General features: G+C 60.8%; 18 protein-coding genes and 1 tRNA gene. 14 read left to right on the top strand and 5 right to left on the bottom strand.

Annotated features, from left to right (window positions below; all coding sequences use genetic code 11):
* Positions 1–11 precede the first annotated feature (11 nt).
* From AC0IYN_RS09570 to AC0IYN_RS09550, 5 genes are all read left to right on the top strand, one after another.
* Complete coding sequence (locus AC0IYN_RS09570) at positions 12–374, top strand: DUF4810 domain-containing protein (protein WP_078046325.1); 363 nt, start codon at positions 12–14, stop codon at positions 372–374.
* Entirely contained in the window at positions 371–1021 is a 651-nt protein-coding gene (locus AC0IYN_RS09565; protein ID WP_078046326.1) for a DUF799 domain-containing protein, read from the top strand. Before AC0IYN_RS09570 ends, AC0IYN_RS09565 begins: the two co-directional genes overlap by 4 nt.
* A gap of 112 nt (positions 1022–1133) precedes the next feature.
* The gene (locus AC0IYN_RS09560) at positions 1134–2774 is read left to right on the top strand and encodes a vWA domain-containing protein (RefSeq protein ID WP_457238406.1); all 1641 of its coding nucleotides are present in this window, start codon (positions 1134–1136) and stop codon (positions 2772–2774) included.
* Positions 2775–2925: 151 nt separating this feature from the next.
* Positions 2926–3498 (top strand): RNA polymerase sigma factor, encoded by a 573-nt coding sequence (locus AC0IYN_RS09555; protein WP_406597300.1) that lies wholly within the window; start codon positions 2926–2928, stop codon positions 3496–3498.
* Positions 3495–4088: a hypothetical protein gene (locus AC0IYN_RS09550; RefSeq protein WP_406597255.1), complete on the top strand. Its 594-nt coding sequence runs from the start codon at positions 3495–3497 to the stop codon at positions 4086–4088. Before AC0IYN_RS09555 ends, AC0IYN_RS09550 begins: the two co-directional genes overlap by 4 nt.
* A gap of 83 nt (positions 4089–4171) precedes the next feature.
* On the opposite strand, the gene AC0IYN_RS09545 is transcribed toward AC0IYN_RS09550, so the two are convergent.
* Both AC0IYN_RS09545 and AC0IYN_RS09540 read right to left on the bottom strand, forming a co-directional pair.
* Positions 4172–5239 carry a terpene synthase family protein gene (locus AC0IYN_RS09545; RefSeq protein WP_406597256.1) on the bottom strand — a complete coding sequence of 356 codons (1068 nt, stop codon included), beginning with the start codon at positions 5237–5239 and terminating at the stop codon, positions 4172–4174.
* A gap of 167 nt (positions 5240–5406) precedes the next feature.
* A tRNA-Arg gene (locus tag AC0IYN_RS09540) sits at positions 5407–5483 on the bottom strand.
* Between the two features lie 371 nt (positions 5484–5854).
* On the opposite strand from AC0IYN_RS09540, the gene gabD reads away from it, so the two are divergent.
* The 3 genes from gabD (at position 5855) to AC0IYN_RS09525 (ending at position 10104) form a co-directional block, all read left to right on the top strand.
* Entirely contained in the window at positions 5855–7297 is a 1443-nt protein-coding gene (gabD, locus tag AC0IYN_RS09535; RefSeq protein ID WP_092248696.1) for an NADP-dependent succinate-semialdehyde dehydrogenase, read from the top strand.
* 181 nt (positions 7298–7478) lie between these two features.
* Positions 7479–8756, top strand: a complete 1278-nt coding sequence (gabT, locus tag AC0IYN_RS09530; RefSeq protein WP_025855478.1) for a 4-aminobutyrate--2-oxoglutarate transaminase — start codon at positions 7479–7481, stop codon at positions 8754–8756.
* Between the two features lie 139 nt (positions 8757–8895).
* On the top strand, positions 8896–10104 hold the full coding sequence (locus AC0IYN_RS09525; RefSeq protein ID WP_457247883.1) for an HDOD domain-containing protein: 1209 nt from the start codon (positions 8896–8898) through the stop codon (positions 10102–10104).
* A gap of 101 nt (positions 10105–10205) precedes the next feature.
* Here the strand turns inward: AC0IYN_RS09525 and AC0IYN_RS09520 are convergent, their stop codons facing one another.
* Together AC0IYN_RS09520 and desA are read right to left on the bottom strand one after the other, a co-directional pair.
* Entirely contained in the window at positions 10206–11207 is a 1002-nt protein-coding gene (locus tag AC0IYN_RS09520; RefSeq protein WP_457238420.1) for a sensor domain-containing diguanylate cyclase, read from the bottom strand.
* A 188-nt stretch (positions 11208–11395) separates the two neighbouring features.
* The gene (desA, locus tag AC0IYN_RS09515; RefSeq protein WP_078046342.1) at positions 11396–12580 is read right to left on the bottom strand and encodes a delta-9 fatty acid desaturase DesA; all 1185 of its coding nucleotides are present in this window, start codon (positions 12578–12580) and stop codon (positions 11396–11398) included.
* Positions 12581–12745: 165 nt separating this feature from the next.
* Here desA and dibA point away from each other — a divergent pair, with 165 nt between their 5' ends.
* The 6 genes from dibA to AC0IYN_RS09485 all read left to right on the top strand — a co-directional run bounded on the left by dibA (position 12746) and on the right by AC0IYN_RS09485 (position 19062).
* Complete coding sequence (gene dibA / locus AC0IYN_RS09510; protein ID WP_406597259.1) at positions 12746–14656, top strand: phosphodiesterase DibA; 1911 nt, start codon at positions 12746–12748, stop codon at positions 14654–14656.
* 295 nt (positions 14657–14951) lie between these two features.
* Positions 14952–15134 carry a sulfur starvation response protein OscA gene (gene oscA, locus AC0IYN_RS09505; RefSeq protein ID WP_003170956.1) on the top strand — a complete coding sequence of 61 codons (183 nt, stop codon included), beginning with the start codon at positions 14952–14954 and terminating at the stop codon, positions 15132–15134.
* Positions 15135–15208: 74 nt separating this feature from the next.
* Complete coding sequence (locus AC0IYN_RS09500) at positions 15209–16219, top strand: sulfate ABC transporter substrate-binding protein (RefSeq protein ID WP_028615255.1); 1011 nt, start codon at positions 15209–15211, stop codon at positions 16217–16219.
* Between the two features lie 154 nt (positions 16220–16373).
* Entirely contained in the window at positions 16374–17192 is an 819-nt protein-coding gene (cysT, locus tag AC0IYN_RS09495) for a sulfate ABC transporter permease subunit CysT (protein ID WP_012721625.1), read from the top strand.
* Positions 17193–17205: 13 nt separating this feature from the next.
* Complete coding sequence (gene cysW, locus AC0IYN_RS09490) at positions 17206–18078, top strand: sulfate ABC transporter permease subunit CysW (RefSeq protein WP_010214166.1); 873 nt, start codon at positions 17206–17208, stop codon at positions 18076–18078.
* A 3-nt stretch (positions 18079–18081) separates the two neighbouring features.
* On the top strand, positions 18082–19062 hold the full coding sequence (locus AC0IYN_RS09485) for a sulfate/molybdate ABC transporter ATP-binding protein (RefSeq protein WP_028615256.1): 981 nt from the start codon (positions 18082–18084) through the stop codon (positions 19060–19062).
* A 132-nt stretch (positions 19063–19194) separates the two neighbouring features.
* On the opposite strand, the gene AC0IYN_RS09480 is transcribed toward AC0IYN_RS09485, so the two are convergent.
* Entirely contained in the window at positions 19195–19719 is a 525-nt protein-coding gene (locus AC0IYN_RS09480; RefSeq protein WP_457249091.1) for an Mpo1 family 2-hydroxy fatty acid dioxygenase, read from the bottom strand.
* Between the last annotated feature and the right edge of the window lie 47 nt (positions 19720–19766).

The following is a 19766-nucleotide window of genomic DNA, read 5'->3' as shown; positions in this document are numbered from 1 at the left end:
GCAGTACAAGGATGAGCAAGGCAGTCAAGTTGGCGCTGATGCTGACAGCAGTCGCAGCGGTCGCCGGGTGCCATACGGCGCCTCAACCCCTGTATCAGTGGGAAAGCTACCAGCCGCAGGTTTACGAATACTTCAAGGGCGAGCCCAAGGAAGCGCAGGTCGAGGCACTGGAGCGGGATCTGCAGAAGATCAATGCCAGCGGCCGCAAGGCCCCGCCGGGCTACCACGCCCACCTGGGCATGCTGTACCTGAGCATGGGCAAGGATGACCAGATGGTGCAGGAGTTCCGCACTGAGAAGGCGCTGTTCCCTGAGTCTGCTGCGTACATGGACTTTTTGCTGAAAAACGCCAAGACCGGAGTCGCCACTAAATGAGCCTGTTGAAACTCACCGGCGCCTTGCTGGCCCTGGCCTTGCTCGGCGGTTGCGCAGCCCCCAAGACCATTGATTACACGGCCTACAAACAGGCACGACCGAAGTCGATCCTGGTATTGCCGCCACTCAATGAATCGCCGGAAGTGCAGGCGTCCTACAGCATGGTCTCGCAAGTGACCTACCCATTGGCGGAAGCCGGCTACTATGTGTTGCCGATTGCCCTGGTGGACGAAACCTTCCGCCAGAACGGTCTCACCACCGCCAACGATATCCAGGCCGTACCGCCGACCAAGCTGCACGACATCTTTGGGGCGGACGCGGCGCTGTACATCACCGTCACCGAGTACGGCACCAAGTACATGCTGATCTCCAGCGACACTTCCGTGACGGCCTCGGCCAAACTGGTGGACCTGCGCACCGGCACCACCCTGTGGACCGGCTCGGCGCGTGCTTCCAGCGAGGAAGGCAACAACAACGGTGGCGGTCTCGTCGGCATGCTGATCACGGCGGCGGTCAAGCAGGTGATCAACAGCTCCACCGATGCGGCGCACCCGATCGCCGGTATCACCAGTGCGCGCCTGCTGTCGCCGGGGCAGCGTGCAGGGATCCTGTACGGTCCGCGTAACCCGAAGTACGGTACGGACTGATTGAGCGGCTCGACGGGGCAGGTTTTTCTGTCCCGTCGAACGGTTTAACCCGAACAGCCTGCACCCTGCGTCTGACCTTGTGAACGGATCATTCATTCACGAGGTTCAGCCCATGTCCCGTCCTCTGCTCTTCCTGCGTCCTGCTGCCCAGGGCTTTGCCGTTACCTTGCTGGTGGCGCTGGCCGGTTGCGGGCTGTCTTCTTCCCGTGATGCAGCCAAGCCTGCCGAAGCGGCGCCTGTCGCCGAGCTGCAAAGCGTTCCCGTGCAAGGCGCGCTGGTTAAGCGCATGCCCATGCCGGCGCCCATGAGTGCGAAAATGATGATGCAGGACTCGGCGGCGATGGAATACCGCAGCGAACCCCGCGAACAATACGAAAACCTGCCGGATAACCCGGTGCATCGCGTGGCCGAAACGCCGGTGTCCACCTTCAGCGTCGATGTCGACACCGGCAGCTACGCCAACGTCAGACGTTTCCTCAACCAAGGCAGCCTGCCACCCGAAGGCGCTGTGCGACTCGAGGAAATGGTTAACTATTTCCCCTACAGCTACGCGCTGCCCACTGACGGCTCGCCCTTTGGCATAACCACCGAAGTGGCCGCCACACCTTGGAACCCGCACACCCAGTTGCTGCGCATCGGCATCAAGGCGTCCGACCGCGCCGTGGCCCAACTGGCGCCGGCCAACCTGGTGTTCCTGGTGGATGTGTCGGGCTCCATGGACCGTCGCGAAGGCCTGCCGCTGGTGAAAAGCACGCTGAAATTGCTGGTGGATCAACTGCGTGAACAGGACCGTGTTTCGCTGGTGGTCTATGCCGGTGAATCCCGGGTGGTGCTCAAGCCCACTTCCGGTCGCGACAAGGTGAAGATCCGCAACGCCATCGACCAGCTCACCGCTGGCGGCTCGACGGCGGGTGCATCCGGCATCGAGCTGGCCTACCAGATGGCGCGCGAAGCCTTTATCGACAAGGGTATCAACCGCATCCTGCTGGCCACCGACGGTGACTTCAACGTGGGTATCAGTGACTTCGACAGCCTCAAGCAAATGGCGGTTGAACAGCGCAAAAGTGGCGTATCCCTCACCACCCTGGGTTTTGGTGTGGATAACTATAACGAACACCTGATGGAGCAATTGGCCGACGCCGGTGATGGCAACTACGCCTACATCGACAACCTGCGCGAGGCGCGCAAGGTGCTGGTTGATCAACTCAGCTCGACCCTGGCGGTGGTGGCGCGCGATGTGAAATTGCAGGTGGAATTCAACCCGGCGCGGGTCAGCGAATATCGCCTGCTGGGCTATGAAAACCGCGCCCTGAAGCGTGAGGATTTCAACAACGACAAGGTCGACGCTGGTGAAATTGGCGCAGGGCATACAGTCACAGCGCTGTACGAAATTGTGCCCAAAGGCGAGAAGGGCTGGCTGGAGCCTTTGCGGTACGGCGCTGCGCCTGTGGCCGGGGACACATCCGCTGAGCTGGCGATGCTGCGTGTGCGCTACAAGCCTGCGGCGGGTGGTGACAGTCAGCTGATCGAGCGGCCCATCAGTCATGAGTCCACCAACGCCAGCGATGACCTGCGCTTCGCGGCAGCCGTGGCTGCTTTCGCCCAACAGCTCAAGGGCGATGGCCGCTACACTGGCAGCATGAGCCTGCAGGACACCGCTGCACTGGCCCGCTCGGCCCGAGGCAATGACCCGTTCGGCTTGCGTAACGAGTTCGTGCAACTGGTGGAGCTGGCCCAAAGCCTCAAACACTGAATTTGCCGGCAGCGTCGATCCAATGTGGGAGCTGGCTTGCCTGCGATAGCATCAATGCGGTGTGACTGAAACACCGAAGCGTCTGCATCGCGGGCAAGCCCGGCTCCCACAGGAATGTGCATTGATCCATCGAAAGGAGTTCGCCACCTACATGGCCGTACCCGATGATTCACCCAGCGACGAAGCGCTGCTGGCCCGCTACCGAACCGGCGACAGTGCCGCGTTCGAAGCCCTGTACGCCCGGCATCGCCAGGGCTTGTACCGATTCCTCGTGTCCTTGAGCAACAAGGCCGAACTGGCCGAGGAAATCTACCAGGAGACCTGGCTCAGCCTGATCCGCAGCGCCACCCAGCCACAAGGCCGGGCGAGTTTTCGTACATGGTTGTTCCAGATCGCCCGCAACCGCCTGATCGATTACTGGCGCAAGCACGGCATCCACAACCCGCTGCACGACAGCTACGACGAGCAACTGCACGGCCAGGCCGACGACAGCGCCGGCCCCGAGCAGCAACTGAGCCTCAGCCGCGACCAGGCGCGACTCGACGCCGCGCTGCAAGACCTGCCCGAAGACCAGCGCGAAGTCTTCCTGCTGCGCCTGCACGGCGACCTCGAAGTGCCGCAAATCGCCGCTCTCACCGGCGCTCCGCTGGAAACCGTCAAAAGCCGCCTGCGTTACGCCCAGCAGAAACTGCGCCGCCTGCTGGCCGAGGAGATACCCGCATGACCGACTCCCGCCACACCCCGGACTCCGACGACGTGCTGCTCCAGCACATGCGTCAACACAGCACCGGCGAGCCGCCCGCGTCCCTCGATGCTTTCATCCTCGCCACCGCCCGCCGCGAAGCCCCGGCGCCGCAGCCGAGCCTGTGGCAACGTTGGCTGCAGGCCTGCCAACGGCCGCGCTGGCAGATGGCATTCGCCACGGTTGCAGGCTTGGCACTCATGATCGGCGTGGTAATGCGCTCACCTGTACCGCAACCTGAAATATCCACCGCGACCTTCTCTGCGCTGCATGAGCAAGCCGCCCCTGCCGCTGCGCCACCGATGTCCGCGCCGGCGCCCGTGGCCCGACTGGCTGTAGCCCCCAAGGCTGAGAGCGCGCAAGTCATGGGCTCGATGGCGGATGAGTCGAGCGCCAAGCTCAGCAAGCGCGCGCCGGTGGTGTTGCCGGGGTTGGAGGAGGGGTTGCAGGAGATTGTGAGCCTGCGTGAGGCTGGGGAAACCAAGGCGGCGGATGAAAAGCTGTTGGAGTTGTACAAGCGCTTTCCAAAAGAGAATTTGCCATCGCGCTTGGAGGCTTTGCAAAAGCGCTAATAGGGTTGGGTACAACTGTAAGGCTGGCGAGCATTCGTCAGTCTTACAGTTGCTTGCAGGGCTGCTATCGAGGGCTAATGGCCTCAGCGTCGAGTCAATGTGAACCGGAGCAGTTTTCCCTGGGTGACAGCTGCTTGGCGAAGATATCGGTCGGCGCGCGTGTGGTAGAAGCCGAAACCCGTTTCCATGTATCGAACATAGTCGAAATATGCTTGTAACCTCTGTTTAACGTTACCTTCTACCTGCTCCAGCAGCTTTTCTGTGAGCTCGTCGAACACTTCGATGCTATCGTCATGAATATCGAGGATTGCACGGCAAGCATTCATTACGGAGCAGCCAGAATCTCGTTGATACCGAAGCACCATATTCGTTTCTATTTCATTCTTCAGAAAGTCTTTATGGATACTGGCGAGGTCGTTCTGCAGCCCTTGCAGTACAGCTGAACGCCAAGCCAACTGCTGATATTCATGTCTAGCGGTAATCTCTTCACCTAGCTCGATACCACTACACGCTTCTAGGTAAACGATACATGGCTTCGCGCCAATTGACATGGTGCGCATGTAAAACGCTTCTTCAAAAGTTCGATTATCTGAGGAGGCGCTGTTACGTACTCTCACTTCGGCGATTGCGTAAGAGGCGTATTCACGCATCGCTTTCACCCAGCGCTGTCGAAGCGCGATGCTGCCGCCCATGCACTCGATACCGTCTCCGATCTGACGCCAAGCAGTGCGATAAGGAGTATCCGGGACTGCGTTCTCCGCGCCTGCCATCGCATTAAAATCAGCCTCTAGTGCCGCGATGTCCGTAGTTGACTCGGCGACTTCGTCGTCCCACAGCAGCCACATGGTGAGATACTGCGTAAAGAGAAGAGCGGCGTCATACCCTAGCGTCGAGCATGGGCAGCCACCATACACCCGGGGCAGCATGGCCCGTACGACTGCTGTCTGTGCCGAGTCTTGTAATAGTCCAAGATCGCGCATCCATTCTATCGTTTGCTCCTCAATCTCCTCTGCGCGCGCAACCTGTTCACGTGGGGCGAACCAGGCTTTAGGATATTGCAGTTCCAACTGATGCACCCCTGTGTGTGCTGGAACGTTTGCCACCTCCACGACTTCTAGCAAGGGGGTGAGACTTGCAGGATTTATATTCATCACAGTTTCTCCTGGAAGAGAAAAAGCTGCCCATCAGGTGGTGCTGATTTGAATCTAGGGTAGTTTTGGGGTTAACGCGAGCGCGTGCGGGCCCGGAAAAGACGAACGGCGGGTAACGCCCACAAAAAAGCCCCAGGCCTTTCGACCTGGGGCTTTTTCATCATGTCTGGTGCACCCGGCGGGATTCGAACCCACGACCCCTGCCTTCGGAGGGCAGTACTCTATCCAGCTGAGCTACGGATGCTTGTGCGGGCGACATCATACCCATGTCGACCTTGGGCGTCCATGCTGGTCTTTGGCCGTTTATACGTAGGAATTGGCCCCGCAGAGGCCCTGCGCCGGGTGCCGGTGATCGATGTGCTGGAACCTGGCTTAAACACGCTGATCAGAAAGTTTCGGCAAATGCGCCGTTTTCGTTCTTTTTTTCGAACAGACTATTGCCCTGTACCCCCATTGATCCTAGGATTCGTTTGAGATTTCAAACGCTCTGTCTCCCGTGCGCTGTTTATTCAATCCCGCGCGCTGGGGCTGATTTCCCTGACGGCAGCCCACAAGGCGCCTTTCAACAACTCTAATTCGCTCCGCGTGCGCGCGGTGCTGTTAAGGAAAGCCGACATGCAGCTCAAAGATACCCAGTTGTTCCGCCAGCAAGCCTTTATCGATGGCGCTTGGGTCGATGCGGACAACGGTCAGACCATCAAGGTCAACAACCCGGCCACGGGTGAGATTCTCGGCACCGTGCCGAAGATGGGCGCCGCTGAAACCCGCCGCGCCATCGAAGCGGCCGACAAGGCGCTGCCGGCCTGGCGTGCCCTGACCGCCAAGGAGCGCGCCAACAAGCTGCGCCGCTGGTTCGAACTGCTGATCGAGAACCAGGAAGACCTCGGTCGCCTGATGACACTCGAGCAAGGCAAGCCGCTGGCCGAAGCCAAGGGCGAGATCGTCTACGCCGCGTCCTTTATCGAATGGTTCGCTGAAGAAGCCAAGCGCATCTACGGCGACGTGATCCCGGGCCACCAGCCCGACAAGCGCCTGATCGTGATCAAGCAGCCGATCGGCGTGACCGCTGCGATTACCCCGTGGAACTTCCCGGCCGCGATGATCACCCGTAAAGCCGGGCCGGCCCTGGCCGCCGGTTGCACCATGGTGATCAAGCCAGCTTCGCAAACACCGTTCTCGGCCCTGGCCCTGGTTGAGCTGGCGCACCGTGCCGGTATTCCCAAAGGCGTGCTGAGCGTGGTCACCGGCAGCGCCGGCGACATCGGCGGCGAGCTGACCAGCAACCCGATCGTGCGCAAATTGTCCTTCACCGGCTCGACCGAAATCGGTCGCCAGTTGATGGCCGAATGCGCCAAGGACATCAAGAAAGTCTCCCTGGAATTGGGCGGCAACGCGCCGTTCATCGTGTTCGACGACGCCGACCTGGATAAGGCCGTCGAAGGTGCGATCATCTCCAAGTACCGCAACAACGGCCAGACCTGCGTCTGTGCCAACCGCTTGTACATCCAGGATTCGGTGTACGACGCGTTCGCGGAAAAACTCAAAGTGGCCGTGGCCAAGCTCAAGATCGGCAACGGTCTGGAAGAGGGCACCACCACCGGTCCGCTGATCGACGAAAAAGCCGTCGCCAAGGTCCAGGAGCACATTGCTGATGCGCTGAGCAAAGGCGCCAAGCTGTTGGCCGGTGGCAAGGTGATGGAAGGCAATTTCTTCGAGCCGACTATTCTGGTCGACGTGCCGAAAAACGCTGCGGTGGCGAAAGAAGAAACCTTCGGCCCATTGGCGCCGCTGTTCCGCTTCAAAGACGAAGCCGAAGTGATCGCGATGTCCAACGACACCGAGTTCGGCCTGGCTTCCTACTTCTATGCCCGTGACCTGGGCCGTGTGTTCCGTGTGGCCGAAGCCCTGGAATACGGCATGGTCGGCGTCAACACCGGGTTGATCTCCAATGAAGTGGCGCCGTTTGGCGGCATCAAGGCCTCGGGCCTGGGCCGTGAAGGCTCCAAGTACGGGATCGAGGATTACCTGGAAATCAAATACCTCTGCCTGGGCATCTAAGCTCAGCAAGAGATCGCAGCAAACGCAGAGGGCACGAGAGCGCTGACCCTTTGCGTGTTTCACCCGTAATTCGTAGTGGCCGGGGAAGCTGTGGCAGTCGATCATCGCATGCTGCCGTAGTTGCCTCCCCGCCACGTATTCCTTGGACCACGCCACCCGATGAGTGGCGAATGAGGACTTTATGAGCAAGACCAACGCATCCCTGATGAAACGCCGCGAAGCCGCTGTACCGCGCGGTGTTGGCCAGATTCACCCGATCTTCGCCGAATCCGCGAAGAACGCCACCGTGACCGACGTTGAAGGTCGCGAGTTCATCGATTTCGCCGGCGGTATCGCCGTGCTGAACACCGGCCACGTGCACCCGAAAATCATCGCGGCCGTGACCGAGCAACTGAACAAGTTGACCCACACCTGCTTCCAGGTCCTGGCCTACGAGCCTTACGTGGAACTGTGCGAGAAAGTGAACGCCAAGGTCCCAGGTGATTTCGCCAAGAAAACCCTGCTGGTCACCACCGGTTCCGAAGCCGTTGAAAACGCCGTGAAAATCGCCCGTGCCGCGACTGGCCGCGCCGGCGTGATCGCGTTCACCGGTGCCTACCACGGCCGTACCATGATGACCCTGGGTCTCACCGGTAAAGTCGTGCCTTACTCGGCCGGCATGGGCTTGATGCCAGGCGGCGTGTTCCGCGCGCTGTACCCGAACGAACTGCACGGTGTGAGCGTGGACGACTCGATCGCCAGCATCGAACGCATCTTCAAGAACGATGCCGAGCCGCGCGATATTGCCGCGATCATCATCGAGCCGGTGCAGGGCGAAGGCGGTTTCTACGTCGCGCCTAAAGCCTTCATGAAGCGCCTGCGCGAGCTGTGTGACAAGCACGGCATCCTGCTGATCGCCGACGAAGTGCAAACCGGTGCCGGCCGTACCGGTACCTTCTTTGCCATGGAACAGATGGGCGTTGCCGCCGACCTGACCACCTTCGCCAAATCCATCGCTGGCGGCTTCCCGCTGGCCGGTGTGTGTGGCAAGGCGGAATACATGGACGCCATCGCCCCAGGCGGCCTGGGCGGCACCTACGCCGGTAGCCCGATCGCTTGCGCGGCCGCGCTGGCGGTGATGGAAGTGTTCGAAGAAGAACACCTGCTGGACCGCTGCAAAGCTGTCGGCGAGCGTCTGGTTACCGGGCTCAAAGCCATCCAGGCCAAGTACCCGGTGATTGGCGAAGTGCGTGCCCTGGGCGCGATGATCGCGGTCGAGCTGTTCGAAGATGGCGACAGCCACAAGCCAAACGCTGCTGCCGTTGCCTCCGTGGTGGCCAAGGCGCGTGACAAGGGCCTGATCCTGCTGTCCTGCGGCACCTACGGCAACGTGTTGCGCGTACTGGTCCCGCTGACCTCGCCGGACGAGCAGTTGGACAAAGGCCTGGCGATCATCGAAGAGTGCTTCTCCGAGCTGTAAGCGGATGCTGACCTGATCGACAGAAAAAACCCGCTTCGGCGGGTTTTTTTGTGCCTATTGCCGCACATTCAGGCCTTGTTCATTGTACGTAGGCCCCTCCATTGTCTAAGGTTGCAGCATTGCCGAGGGAGCGTGCTGGATGACTGCTGTTGATTTACCCGCTGTACCCCGCGTATTGATTGCCGAGGCGGACCCTTGGTCGCGGGATCTGCTCAAGCAAGTGCTGTTGAATGTGCGCTGCGATGCGCGGCTGGATGTGTGTGCCGACGGGCAGCACGCGGCGACATTACTGCGAGAAAAAGCCTACGACCTGATCCTGGCGGATTGGGAGCTGCCGGGCATCGATGGGCTGAGCCTGCTGCGCAACGTGCGCCAGAAGCGTCGCTCGCCCGCGCTGCCGTTCATCCTGCTCAGCAGCCGCAATGACAGCGCCAGCGTGCGCGAAGCCCTGCCCCTGGCGCCCACGGCGTACCTGACCAAACCCCTGAACATGGAAGGCCTGACGCAGCGCCTGCAAGACCTGTTGCTCAACGAAGGTGAGAACGTTTACTGCGAGATCCCACCGCTGGCGCCCGGCATAACCTTGCCGGTGTTCCTGGAGCGCCGCCGCGAGGCCTCCGATGGCGCGCCATTGCGGGTGGATGTAAAAGCCGCCGTGCAACACAGCCTCGGGCCAGAAGGCCTGGACCTCACGCGCCTGGAAGACCAAGTGCGCATGGACCCACAAATCACCGCCGTGCTCATCGCCGCCGCCAACAGTGCCGGTCATCACGGCACACCCGTGCAAACCCTGCACGCTGCCCTGCACAAGCTGGTGCCGGGGCAGAGCATGAACCTGATCCTGGGGTTGGCGCTCAAGCACAACGTGGTATTGGGCGATCCGGCCCTGGTGGCCTACGCCGAGCGCCACTGGCAGTTGTCCCAGGACACCGCCGACTACGCCCGGCGCCTGGCGCGCATGCTGGAGCTGGACCACGAACGCTGCTACAGCGCCGGTATCCTCCATCGGCTGGGTGACCTGGCGCTGCTGCGCTGCCTGGAAGACTGGCGCCAGGGCGGCGGCGCGCTGGACGACGAAGCGATTGGCGAGTCCCTCTACACCTTTGGCGCCGCCTATGGTTCGGCACTGCGCGCGCGTTGGCGCTTGCCGCATGAGTTGCGCCAGTTGATTGCGGCGATTTACTCGTTGGAGGGCGGGGTCTATGCGCGGGATGCGCTGGTGGTGAACCTGGCGGCGCAAATGGCGCGTTTGACTGAGCATGAAGGTTTGGAAGAGCTGGCCAGGGGCAAGACGGCGCGACTGCTCAAGGTCGGCTTGGCGGAACTGACGCGGATCCGCAAGACCTGAAGTCCACACCGAACCCCTGTAGGAGCTGGCTTGCCAGCGATAGCGGTGGAGGCCGACACACCGCCATCGCTGGCAAGCCAGGTCCTATAGGGTGATCGGTGTTAGCCCGCTATGACACGGTTCTTGCCCAGGCGCTTGGCCTCGTACATGGCGGCATCGGCGCGGGCGAACAGGCTGTCCAGGGTCGAATCTGCCTCGGTGAGGCTGGCCAGGCCTTGGCTAATGGTCACGCTGAACGCCTGGCCCTCGTAGCTGAAACTCAGCGCCTGAATCTCCTTGCCCAACCGTTCGGCCACCTGCAAAGCCATCTCCGGGCCGCAGCCGGGCAGCACGGCTGCGAACTCTTCGCCACCTATGCGCCCAAACAGGTCGCCCCGGCGCAATACCCCGCGTCCGCTCTCGGCGATACGCCGCAACACCTGATCGCCTTCCAAGTGGCCGTAGGTGTCGTTGACGTCCTTGAAGTCATCGATGTCCAGCAACAGGAAGGACAGCGGCGCGCCTTGGGCACAGGCGCTGTCGAAGGCCTGGTTGGCGCACTCGAAGAAGTGCCGGCGATTGCTGCTCTGGGTCAGCACGTCGGTGGTTGCGAGACGATGCAGCTCCAGCTCCATTTGTTTCTTTTCGGTGATGTCCTCGGCCATGCCTACCACTATCAGCGGTTCGCCAGGCTCCACCTGCTGGTTGATGTAGCACTTGTCGCTCAACCAACGGATCTGCCCGTCGGCGGTGATGATGCGGTACTCGCGGTCTTCCACGGCGCCCTGTTCCAGCACGCGGGCCAGGCTGTGTTCGGCGTAGTCGAGGTCTTCGGGGTGAATGCTGTTGCGCCATTCCCGATGGTCGGCCAGCAGCAGTCCGGCGGAACGTCCGAAAACGCGTTCATAGGCCGGGCTCACGTACAGCACGCGGCGTGTTTCCCAGTCGATGGCCCACAGCACGGCATTCACGCTGACCAGCATTGAGCTCAGCAGCTGCTCACGCTCGCTCAATCGCTCGACTTCACCCTGGGCATGCATCAGCGCCAGCAGGGTCGCCGCCGCGGCTGGGCGGGGAGGCTCAGTCGTAGGAGCGTCGATCAAGGAGGACTTTTCGTGAACCATCGGCACAACTCTCTCTGGGCGCGCCGCAGGATTTAGCAGCGGTCACTACAAGGGGCCACCATGATGGCGAAGTGTTCATTGAGAGAGGCGAATTGCAGTGAAGTTCCGTCAACAGGACCGATTGCCGGTGTCCGAGAAATGACGCCAAAAAGCTGGTAGGCGGGAGGGAAGCCCCTCCCGCCGCACTGTCAGACTGCCGCAGGACGCAGCGAATAGGTCTTCAGTTGGTGGGCAAAATCCCGCAGGGACTGGATGCCGCTGGCCTCGGCTTCATGCACCCATTCCTTGATGGCTGCCAGCATATCGTGGCCATTTGAACTGGTCTTGAGCCAGATCTGCTGCAGCGCCAGGCGCTTTTCATAGATCACTTTCAAGGCCTGGCTGTGTTCCAGCATGCTCTGGATGCGCAGGTGGTGGCGGTCGTCCAGCAGGCTGGTTTCTCGCGACAGCAGGCGCTTGGCGCGGTGGAATTGGTGGCGAACCGAGTGATCGACCTTTTCCAGCTCCTGCTTGACCAGCGGACCGATCACCAACTTGCGGTACTGCGCCATGATCTGGAAGCGGTTGTTGAGGATCGCCATGGCGGTGTCCATGTCCAGGCTGCCCTTGCCTTCCACGCGGTGGGCGATCGGCGCGACGCGCTGCACCTTGGCCAGGCGCAGGAAACTGAACACCTTGATCCAGGCCCAGCCCAGGTCGAACTCCCACTTTTTCACCGACAGCTTGGCGGAATTGGGGTAGGTGTGATGGTTGTTATGCAGCTCTTCGCCGCCAACGATGATGCCCCACGGCACCAGGTTGGTCGCCGCGTCACGGCATTCGAAGTTGCGATAACCCACGGCATGCCCCAGGCCGTTGATCACACCGGCGGCCCAGAACGGAATCCACATCATCTGGATCGCCCAGATGGTGATGCCGATGGTGCCGAACAGCATCAGGTCGATCACGCCCATGATCGCCACGCCCAGCAATGGGTACGGGGTGTAGATCTTGCGTTCGATCCAGTCGTCCGGGCAGTTCTTGCCGTAGATGCGCAGGGTCTCGGGGTTTTCGGCCTCGGCGCGGTACAGCTCGGCGCCTTTGCGCATTACGGTGGACAGGCCCTTGATGACCGGGCTGTGCGGGTCGTCGACGGTTTCGCACTTGGCGTGGTGCTTGCGGTGGATGGCGGTCCACTCGCGGGTGTTCTGCGCCGTGGTCAGCCACAGCCAGAAGCGGAAGAAGTGTTTCAGGCCGGCATTGAGCTCCAGGGAGCGATGGGCTGAATAACGATGCAGATAGACCGTGACCGCAACGATGGTCACGTGGGTCATCAACAGAGTGACCGCCACCAGTTGCCAGGCTGACAGGTCAAGAAAACCGTTGTACCACATAGGCTGTATGGCCCTCAGATAAAGAAAAGAACAGCTCACGCATTATCACTAAGCCTACAGAGAAAACCAGCCGCCCTTTCAGATAGGAGTGACTGGATGTTTCTTATTCTATAATCCGCAGCCTTTGTAGGGCGATTCTGTTTTTTGGTAAGGATTACTAACCATATGCTGTTTTCATACCGAGGTGCCCTGCGTGCGGGGCTGGTATACCTGTTGGTTTCCGTTCTGTGGATAGGGGTTACTCATCAGGTATTGATCGAGTTTCTCGATAACCCGAGTGAGTTGAACCACTGGCTGCAGGTGCGCGGCTACGTGTGGGTGGCCCTCAGCGCGTTGGCGATTTACCTGCTATGCGCCCGATTTGCGCGTGCCAACCAGCTGCAGCAACCGCTGAAGGAAAACCGCGAACGCCTACGCCAGGCCGCCGCCGTGTTCGATTGCACCCGCGAAGGCGTACTGGTGACCGACGCGCAGGGGCTGATCGTGCACGTGAACCGGGCCTTCATGGAGATCACCGGCTACTGCCGCGAAGACGTCATGGGCCAGCAGCCCAGCCTGTTCAAGTCCGGTCGCCATTCGTCGAATTTCTACCAGCAGATGTTCCAGAGCCTGGAGCGCACCGGCGAATGGAGCGGTGAAATCTGGAATCGACGCAAAAGCGGCGAGATTTATCCACAGTGGCAAACCATTCGCGTGATCCACGATGACCAAGGCAAGGTCAGCCACTATGTCGCAGTGTTTTCCGACATCAGCGCCATCAAGGACTCCGAGCACGAACTGGCCCACCTCGCGCATCACGACCCACTGACCGACCTGCCCAACCGCCTGCTGTTCACCGACCGCGCCGAGCAGGCGCTGGCCTCGGCGCAAATCCACAAGCGGGGCTGCGCCTTGCTGTTGCTGGACTTGGACCACTTCAAGATCATCAACGACAGCCTCGGCCATAACGTCGGCGACCAGTTGCTCAAGGTGGTGGGCGAGCGGCTCAAGGCGCTGTTCGGCCCAGGCGTGACCCTGGCGCGCCTGGGTGGGGATGAATTCGCCGTGCTGGCGGAAAGTTGTCCACAGGTGGCACAAGCCGCCGGCCTGGCGCAACGCATGCTGGATGCGATGAAACAGCCGTTCATCTTTGATGGTCATCAGCTGTTTATCAGCGCCAGTATTGGTATCAGCCTGTTCCCCAATGATGCCCTCAGCGCCGAGCAGTTGCTGCGCAACGCCGACTCCGCGCTGTTTAAGGCCAAGAGCGCTGGCCGCGAAGGCTATGCCTTGTACACCGAAGAACTCACCGCCCATGCGCAGAACCGCGTGGAAATCGCTGGCGAGCTGCGCCGTGCCCTGGAGCAGCAGGAACTCTGCGTCTATTACCAACCCGTGCACGACCTGCACAACAGCCGCCTTATAGGCGTCGAAGCGCTGGTGCGCTGGCAGCACCCGGAGCGTGGCCTGGTGCCGCCTGGGGAATTTATCCCGATCGCCGAGCGCACCGGGCTGATTGCCGAGATTGATGCCTGGGTGATGGACCAGGCCTGCCGACAGATGTGTGATTGGCTGGCACAGGGCGTGCCGCTGAGTTTTATCGCCATCAATGTGTCCAGCCGTCTGTTTGCCCGGCGCGAGCTGTATGAGCAGGTGGCCCAGGTGCTGCATAACACCGGTCTGGATCCGGCGTTCCTGGAGCTGGAAGTCACCGAAAGCGCCGTGATGGATGATCCGGAAGTGGCGCTGGAACAACTGCATCGCCTGCGCGAACTGGGCCTGCGCCTGGCGATTGATGATTTTGGTACCGGTTACTCGTCGTTGTTGCGCCTCAAGCGCCTGCCGGTGCAGAAGCTCAAGATCGACCAGGGCTTTGTTGCCGGTTTGCCCTGGGACGAAGACGACGCGGCCATTGTGCGCGTGGTGATCGCCCTCGCTAAAAGCATGGGCATGCAGGTGCATGCCGAGGGGATCGAGCAGGTTGAACAGGCGCGGTTTCTGTTGGATCAGGACTGCGATATGGGGCAGGGGTATTGGTTTGGCAGGCCGATGCCGGTCCACGAAATTGATTGGTCACGAGCCCCCGTTATCCGCTAACCGCAGTGCAAAACCTGTAGGAGCCGGCTTGCCGGCGATGAGGCCCGAACGACCCGCGCACGCTTCAAGTTCTATCGCCGGCAAGCCGGCTCCTACAGGACTGTGCGGTTATTTTGAAAGGGGTTTGACGCGAAACCCGCACGCAACCCCACGTCCCACCAGAAAATTCTTTCTGGTTATATAAACATTCTTAAATAGTATTTTTAAGAATATCCGCGCTTATCTACTATCGCCCTCACGCCGCAAGCAGTGCCGCCACTGCAAGGCACGCACTATTCATTTCAGGAGCGAGACCATGAGCGCATCTCTACGTAGCGTCGACGGCCAGGACGAAGCAGCCATTTTGCGTGAGATCCAGAGCGCGTTGCGCGATCTGCGGTTTGGCGCGGTGGAAATCACTGTGCATAACGCGCAAGTGGTACAGATTGAACGCAAAGAGAAATTCCGTCTGCAGAACCCGGGTAACAAACCGAGCTAAGCAAGAACGGCGATTCGCATGCTAGACCCGCAACTATAAGAAAAAGCCAACACCCCAGAATTTCAGGAGCTTCTATGTCGTCGATTCGCCGTTATGCCCTGGCCGCCCTGGCCAGCGCCGTGTTTGCAGGTTCCGCGGTTGCCAAGGACTACGAGTTGCTCAACGTCTCGTACGACCCTACCCGTGAGCTGTACCAGGACTACAACGCTGAGTTCACCAACTTCTGGAAACAGTCCCACCCAGGCGACAACGTCAAGATCCAGCAATCCCACGGCGGTTCGGGCAAACAAGGCCGTGCGGTGATCGACGGCCTGCGCGCCGACGTGGTCACCCTGGCCCTGGCCGGTGACATCGACGAAATCGCCAAGCTGGGCAAGACCCTCCCCGAAAACTGGCAGACCCGCCTGCCGGACGCCAGCACCCCGTACACCTCGACCATCGTGTTCCTGGTGCGCAAGGGCAACCCTAAAGGCATCAAGGATTGGGGCGACCTGATCAAGAAAGACGTGTCCGTGATTACCCCGAACCCGAAAACCTCCGGCGGCGCCCGCTGGAACTTCCTTGCCGCCTGGGCCTACGGCCTGAAAACCGGTGGCAGCGAAGCCAAGGCCCAGGAATACGTGAAAGAGCTGTTCAAGCACGTGCCTGTGCTGGACACCGGTGCCCGCGGTTCGACCATCACCTTCGTCAACAACGGTCAGGGTGACGTGTTGCTGGCGTGGGAAAACGAAGCCTTCCTGGCCCTGAAAGAAGACGGCGGCGCCGACAAGTTCGATATCGTCGTGCCTTCCCTGTCGATCCTCGCCGAGCCGCCAGTGGCTGTGGTCGACAAGAACGCCGAGAAAAAGGGCAACACCGAAATCGCCACCGAATACCTGAAACACCTGTACAGCCCGGCTGGCCAGGAGATTGCGGCGAAGAACTTCTACCGCCCACGCGATGCCAAAGTGGCCGCCAAATACGCCCAGCAGTTCCCGAAACTGGACCTGGTGACTATCGACAAAGACTTCGGCGGCTGGAAAACTGCCCAACCGAAATTCTTTAACGACGGCGGCGTGTTCGATCAGATTTACACCGCGCAGTAAACGCATGCCCCTGTAGGAGCTGGCTTGCCAGCGATGAGGCCAGAGAGAACACTGTAAGCCTCAAGGGCCCCATCGCCGGCAAGCCGGCTCCTACAATTAGAGCCCGCATTCACCTGCGGGTTTTGTGTGTCAGTTCCCTTAACCAAGGACTCTTATGTCGCGTCGTATCTCCCCCGTCATACCCGGCTTCGGGCTGACGCTGGGCTACACCGTGGTGTACCTCAGCCTGATCGTACTCATCCCCCTTGCGGCGATGTTTGTACACGCCGCTCAACTCACCTGGGATCAGTTCTGGAACATCATCTCCGCACCGCGCGTGCTGGCGGCGTTGCAACTGAGCTTCAGCACCGCGCTGTACGCCGCGCTGATCAACGGCGTGATCGGCACGCTGCTGGCCTGGGTGCTGGTGCGCTACACCTTCCCCGGCCGCAAGATCATCGACGCGATGATCGACCTGCCGTTCGCCCTGCCCACCGCCGTTGCCGGTATCGCGTTGACCGCGCTGTACACGCCTAACGGCCTGGTCGGCCAGTTCGCCGCCGACCTGGGCTTCAAGATCGCCTACACCCCGCTGGGTATCACCCTGGCGCTGACCTTCGTCACCCTGCCGTTCGTGGTGCGCACGGTGCAGCCGGTACTGGCCGATATCCCCCGGGAAGTCGAAGAAGCCGCCGCGTGCCTGGGTGCCAAGCCGTTGCAGGTGTTCCGCTACATCCTTGTGCCTGCGTTGCTGCCGGCCTGGCTGACCGGCTTCGCCCTGGCGTTCGCGCGTGGCGTCGGTGAATACGGTTCGGTGATTTTCATTGCCGGCAACATGCCGATGAAAACCGAGATCCTGCCGCTGCTGATCATGGTCAAGCTCGACCAGTACGACTACCGCGGCGCCACGTCCATCGGCGTTCTGATGCTGGTGGTTTCCTTTGTCCTGCTGCTGCTGATCAACTTGTTGCAGCGGCGCATCGAACGTCCATAAGGAGGCGCGGAACATGTCCCAATCGTCTATTTCCGCCGCGTCCTCGGCCAACGCCGCCCGGCGTGGCAGCGCTGCGTCCCGACGCATCCTGATCGGCCTCGGCTGGCTGGTGTTCGCACTGTTCCTGCTGTTGCCGCTGTTTATCGTGGTGACCCAGGGCCTGAAAAACGGCCTCGGCGCGTTCTTCACCGCGATCCTCGAACCCGATGCGCTGTCGGCGTTGAAACTCACGGTGATCGCCGTGGTGATTTCGGTGCCGCTCAACCTGGTGTTCGGCGTCAGCGCCGCGTGGTGCGTGAGCAAGTACTCGTTCCGTGGCAAAAGCATCCTGGTGACGCTGATCGATTTGCCATTCTCGGTGTCGCCGGTGATCGCCGGCCTGGTCTATGTGCTGATGTTCGGCGCCCAGGGCTTTTTTGGGCCGTGGCTGCAGGACCATGACATCCAGATCGTGTTCGCCTTGCCGGGCATCGTGCTGGCGACCATCTTCGTGACCGTACCTTTCGTGGCCCGCGAACTGATCCCGCTGATGCAGGAGCAGGGCACCCAGGAAGAAGAGGCTGCGCGCCTGCTGGGTGCCAATGGCTGGCAGATGTTCTGGCATGTGACCGTGCCGAACATCAAATGGGGCCTGATCTACGGCGTGGTGCTGTGTACCGCACGGGCCATGGGTGAGTTCGGCGCGGTGTCGGTGGTGTCCGGCCACATTCGCGGCGTAACCAACACCCTGCCGCTGCACGTCGAGATTCTCTACAACGAATACAACCACGTTGCCGCGTTTGCGGTGGCGAGTCTGCTGCTGATCCTGGCGCTCTTCATCCTGCTGCTCAAGCAGTGGAGCGAGAACCGTATTAACCGCCTGCGCGCCGGTGCGGCTGAGGAATAAGTCATGTCGATCGAAGTCCGTAATGTCAGCAAGAACTTCAACGCCTTCAAGGCCCTGAACAGCATCAACCTGGACATCCAGAGTGGCGAGCTGGTGGCGTTGCTTGGCCCGTCCGGCTGCGGCAAGACCACCTTGCTGCGCATCATCGCCGGCCTGGAAACCCCGGATGACGGCAGCATCGTGTTCCACGGTGAAGACGTGTCCGGCCACGACGTGCGTGATCGCAATGTCGGCTTTGTATTCCAGCACTACGCGCTGTTCCGCCACATGACCGTGTTCGACAACGTGGCGTTCGGCCTGCGCATGAAACCGAAGAACCAGCGCCCGAACGAAAGCCAGATCGCGGTCAAGGTGCATGAGCTGTTGAACATGGTGCAGCTGGATTGGTTGTCGGATCGCTACCCGGAGCAGTTGTCCGGTGGCCAGCGCCAACGTATCGCCCTGGCCCGTGCCCTGGCGGTGGAGCCCAAAGTGCTGCTGCTGGACGAACCCTTCGGCGCCCTCGACGCCAAGGTGCGTAAAGAACTGCGCCGCTGGCTGGCACGCCTGCACGAAGACATCAACCTGACCTCGGTGTTCGTGACCCACGACCAGGAAGAGGCTATGGAAGTTGCCGACCGTATCGTGGTGATGAACAAGGGTGTGATCGAGCAGATCGGTTCACCGGGCGATGTATACGAGAACCCGGCCAGCGATTTCGTTTATCACTTCCTGGGTGATTCGAACCGCCTGCACCTGGGTGAAGACAAGCACGTGCTGTTCCGCCCACACGAAGTGTCGCTGTCACGGCATGAGCTGGAAGACCATCACGCGGCTGAAGTGCGTGATATTCGCCCGCTGGGCGCGACCACGCGTGTGACCTTGAAGGTCGAAGGCCAGAGCGAATTGATCGAAGCCGAAGTGGTGAAAGACCACGACAGCCTGACCGGCCTGGCGCGCGGCGAGACGCTGTTCTTCAAACCCAAGGTCTGGCAAAAAGCCTGAGCCTAAAACACCGCAAAACCCTTGTGGGAGCCGGGCTTGCCCGCGATGGCGGACTTTCAGTCGACAATGATGTTGGCTGGTCCACCGTCATCGCGGGCAAGCCCGGCTCCCACAGTGGATCTTCATTAATATTCAGATCGTGGCGCGTTTTCCTCTAACGGCCACCGGACCCGAACGCTCCTCGATCTGTTGCTTGAGGTCATGGCGCAGCCCCAGCAGAAACGCCAACTCCGCCACCACAAACAACGGCCCCACGATCAGCCCCGACACGTCGTCCACAAACGCCGGCTTCTTGCCTTCGTAGTAATGCCCGACGAACTGAATCACCCAACCCACCACAAACATCCCAATGCCGCTGCTGAGCCACACCAACGTGCTCTGCGCCGCCAGCACATGCCCGGCCCATACCGACAAGCCCATCAGCAGCGTCATCAACACACCCAGCGCCAGTTCCAGGCGTAGGTAAAACCACGCCGACAGCAGTGCGACGATCGCCGCTGGTGAAATCCACACCCCACCGATCGCCCATTCCGGGCGCGACAGCAGCACGGCCACCGCAACAACAATCAGTGGAATGCCGACAAAGTGGCTGGCGATATTGCGCGGGTCGCGGTGGTAGGCAGCGTATTGACTGAGATGGTCGACGAGGCTTTTCATTGTTATTCCTCCTGTAGGATGTTTAATCATCTCCCGTCAGCCGGCGA

It is taken from the genome of Pseudomonas sp. AC112, from assembly GCF_979253545.1.
The sequence above is the reverse complement of the archived record's forward strand: the minus strand, read 5'-3'. Positions and strand labels throughout refer to the sequence as shown.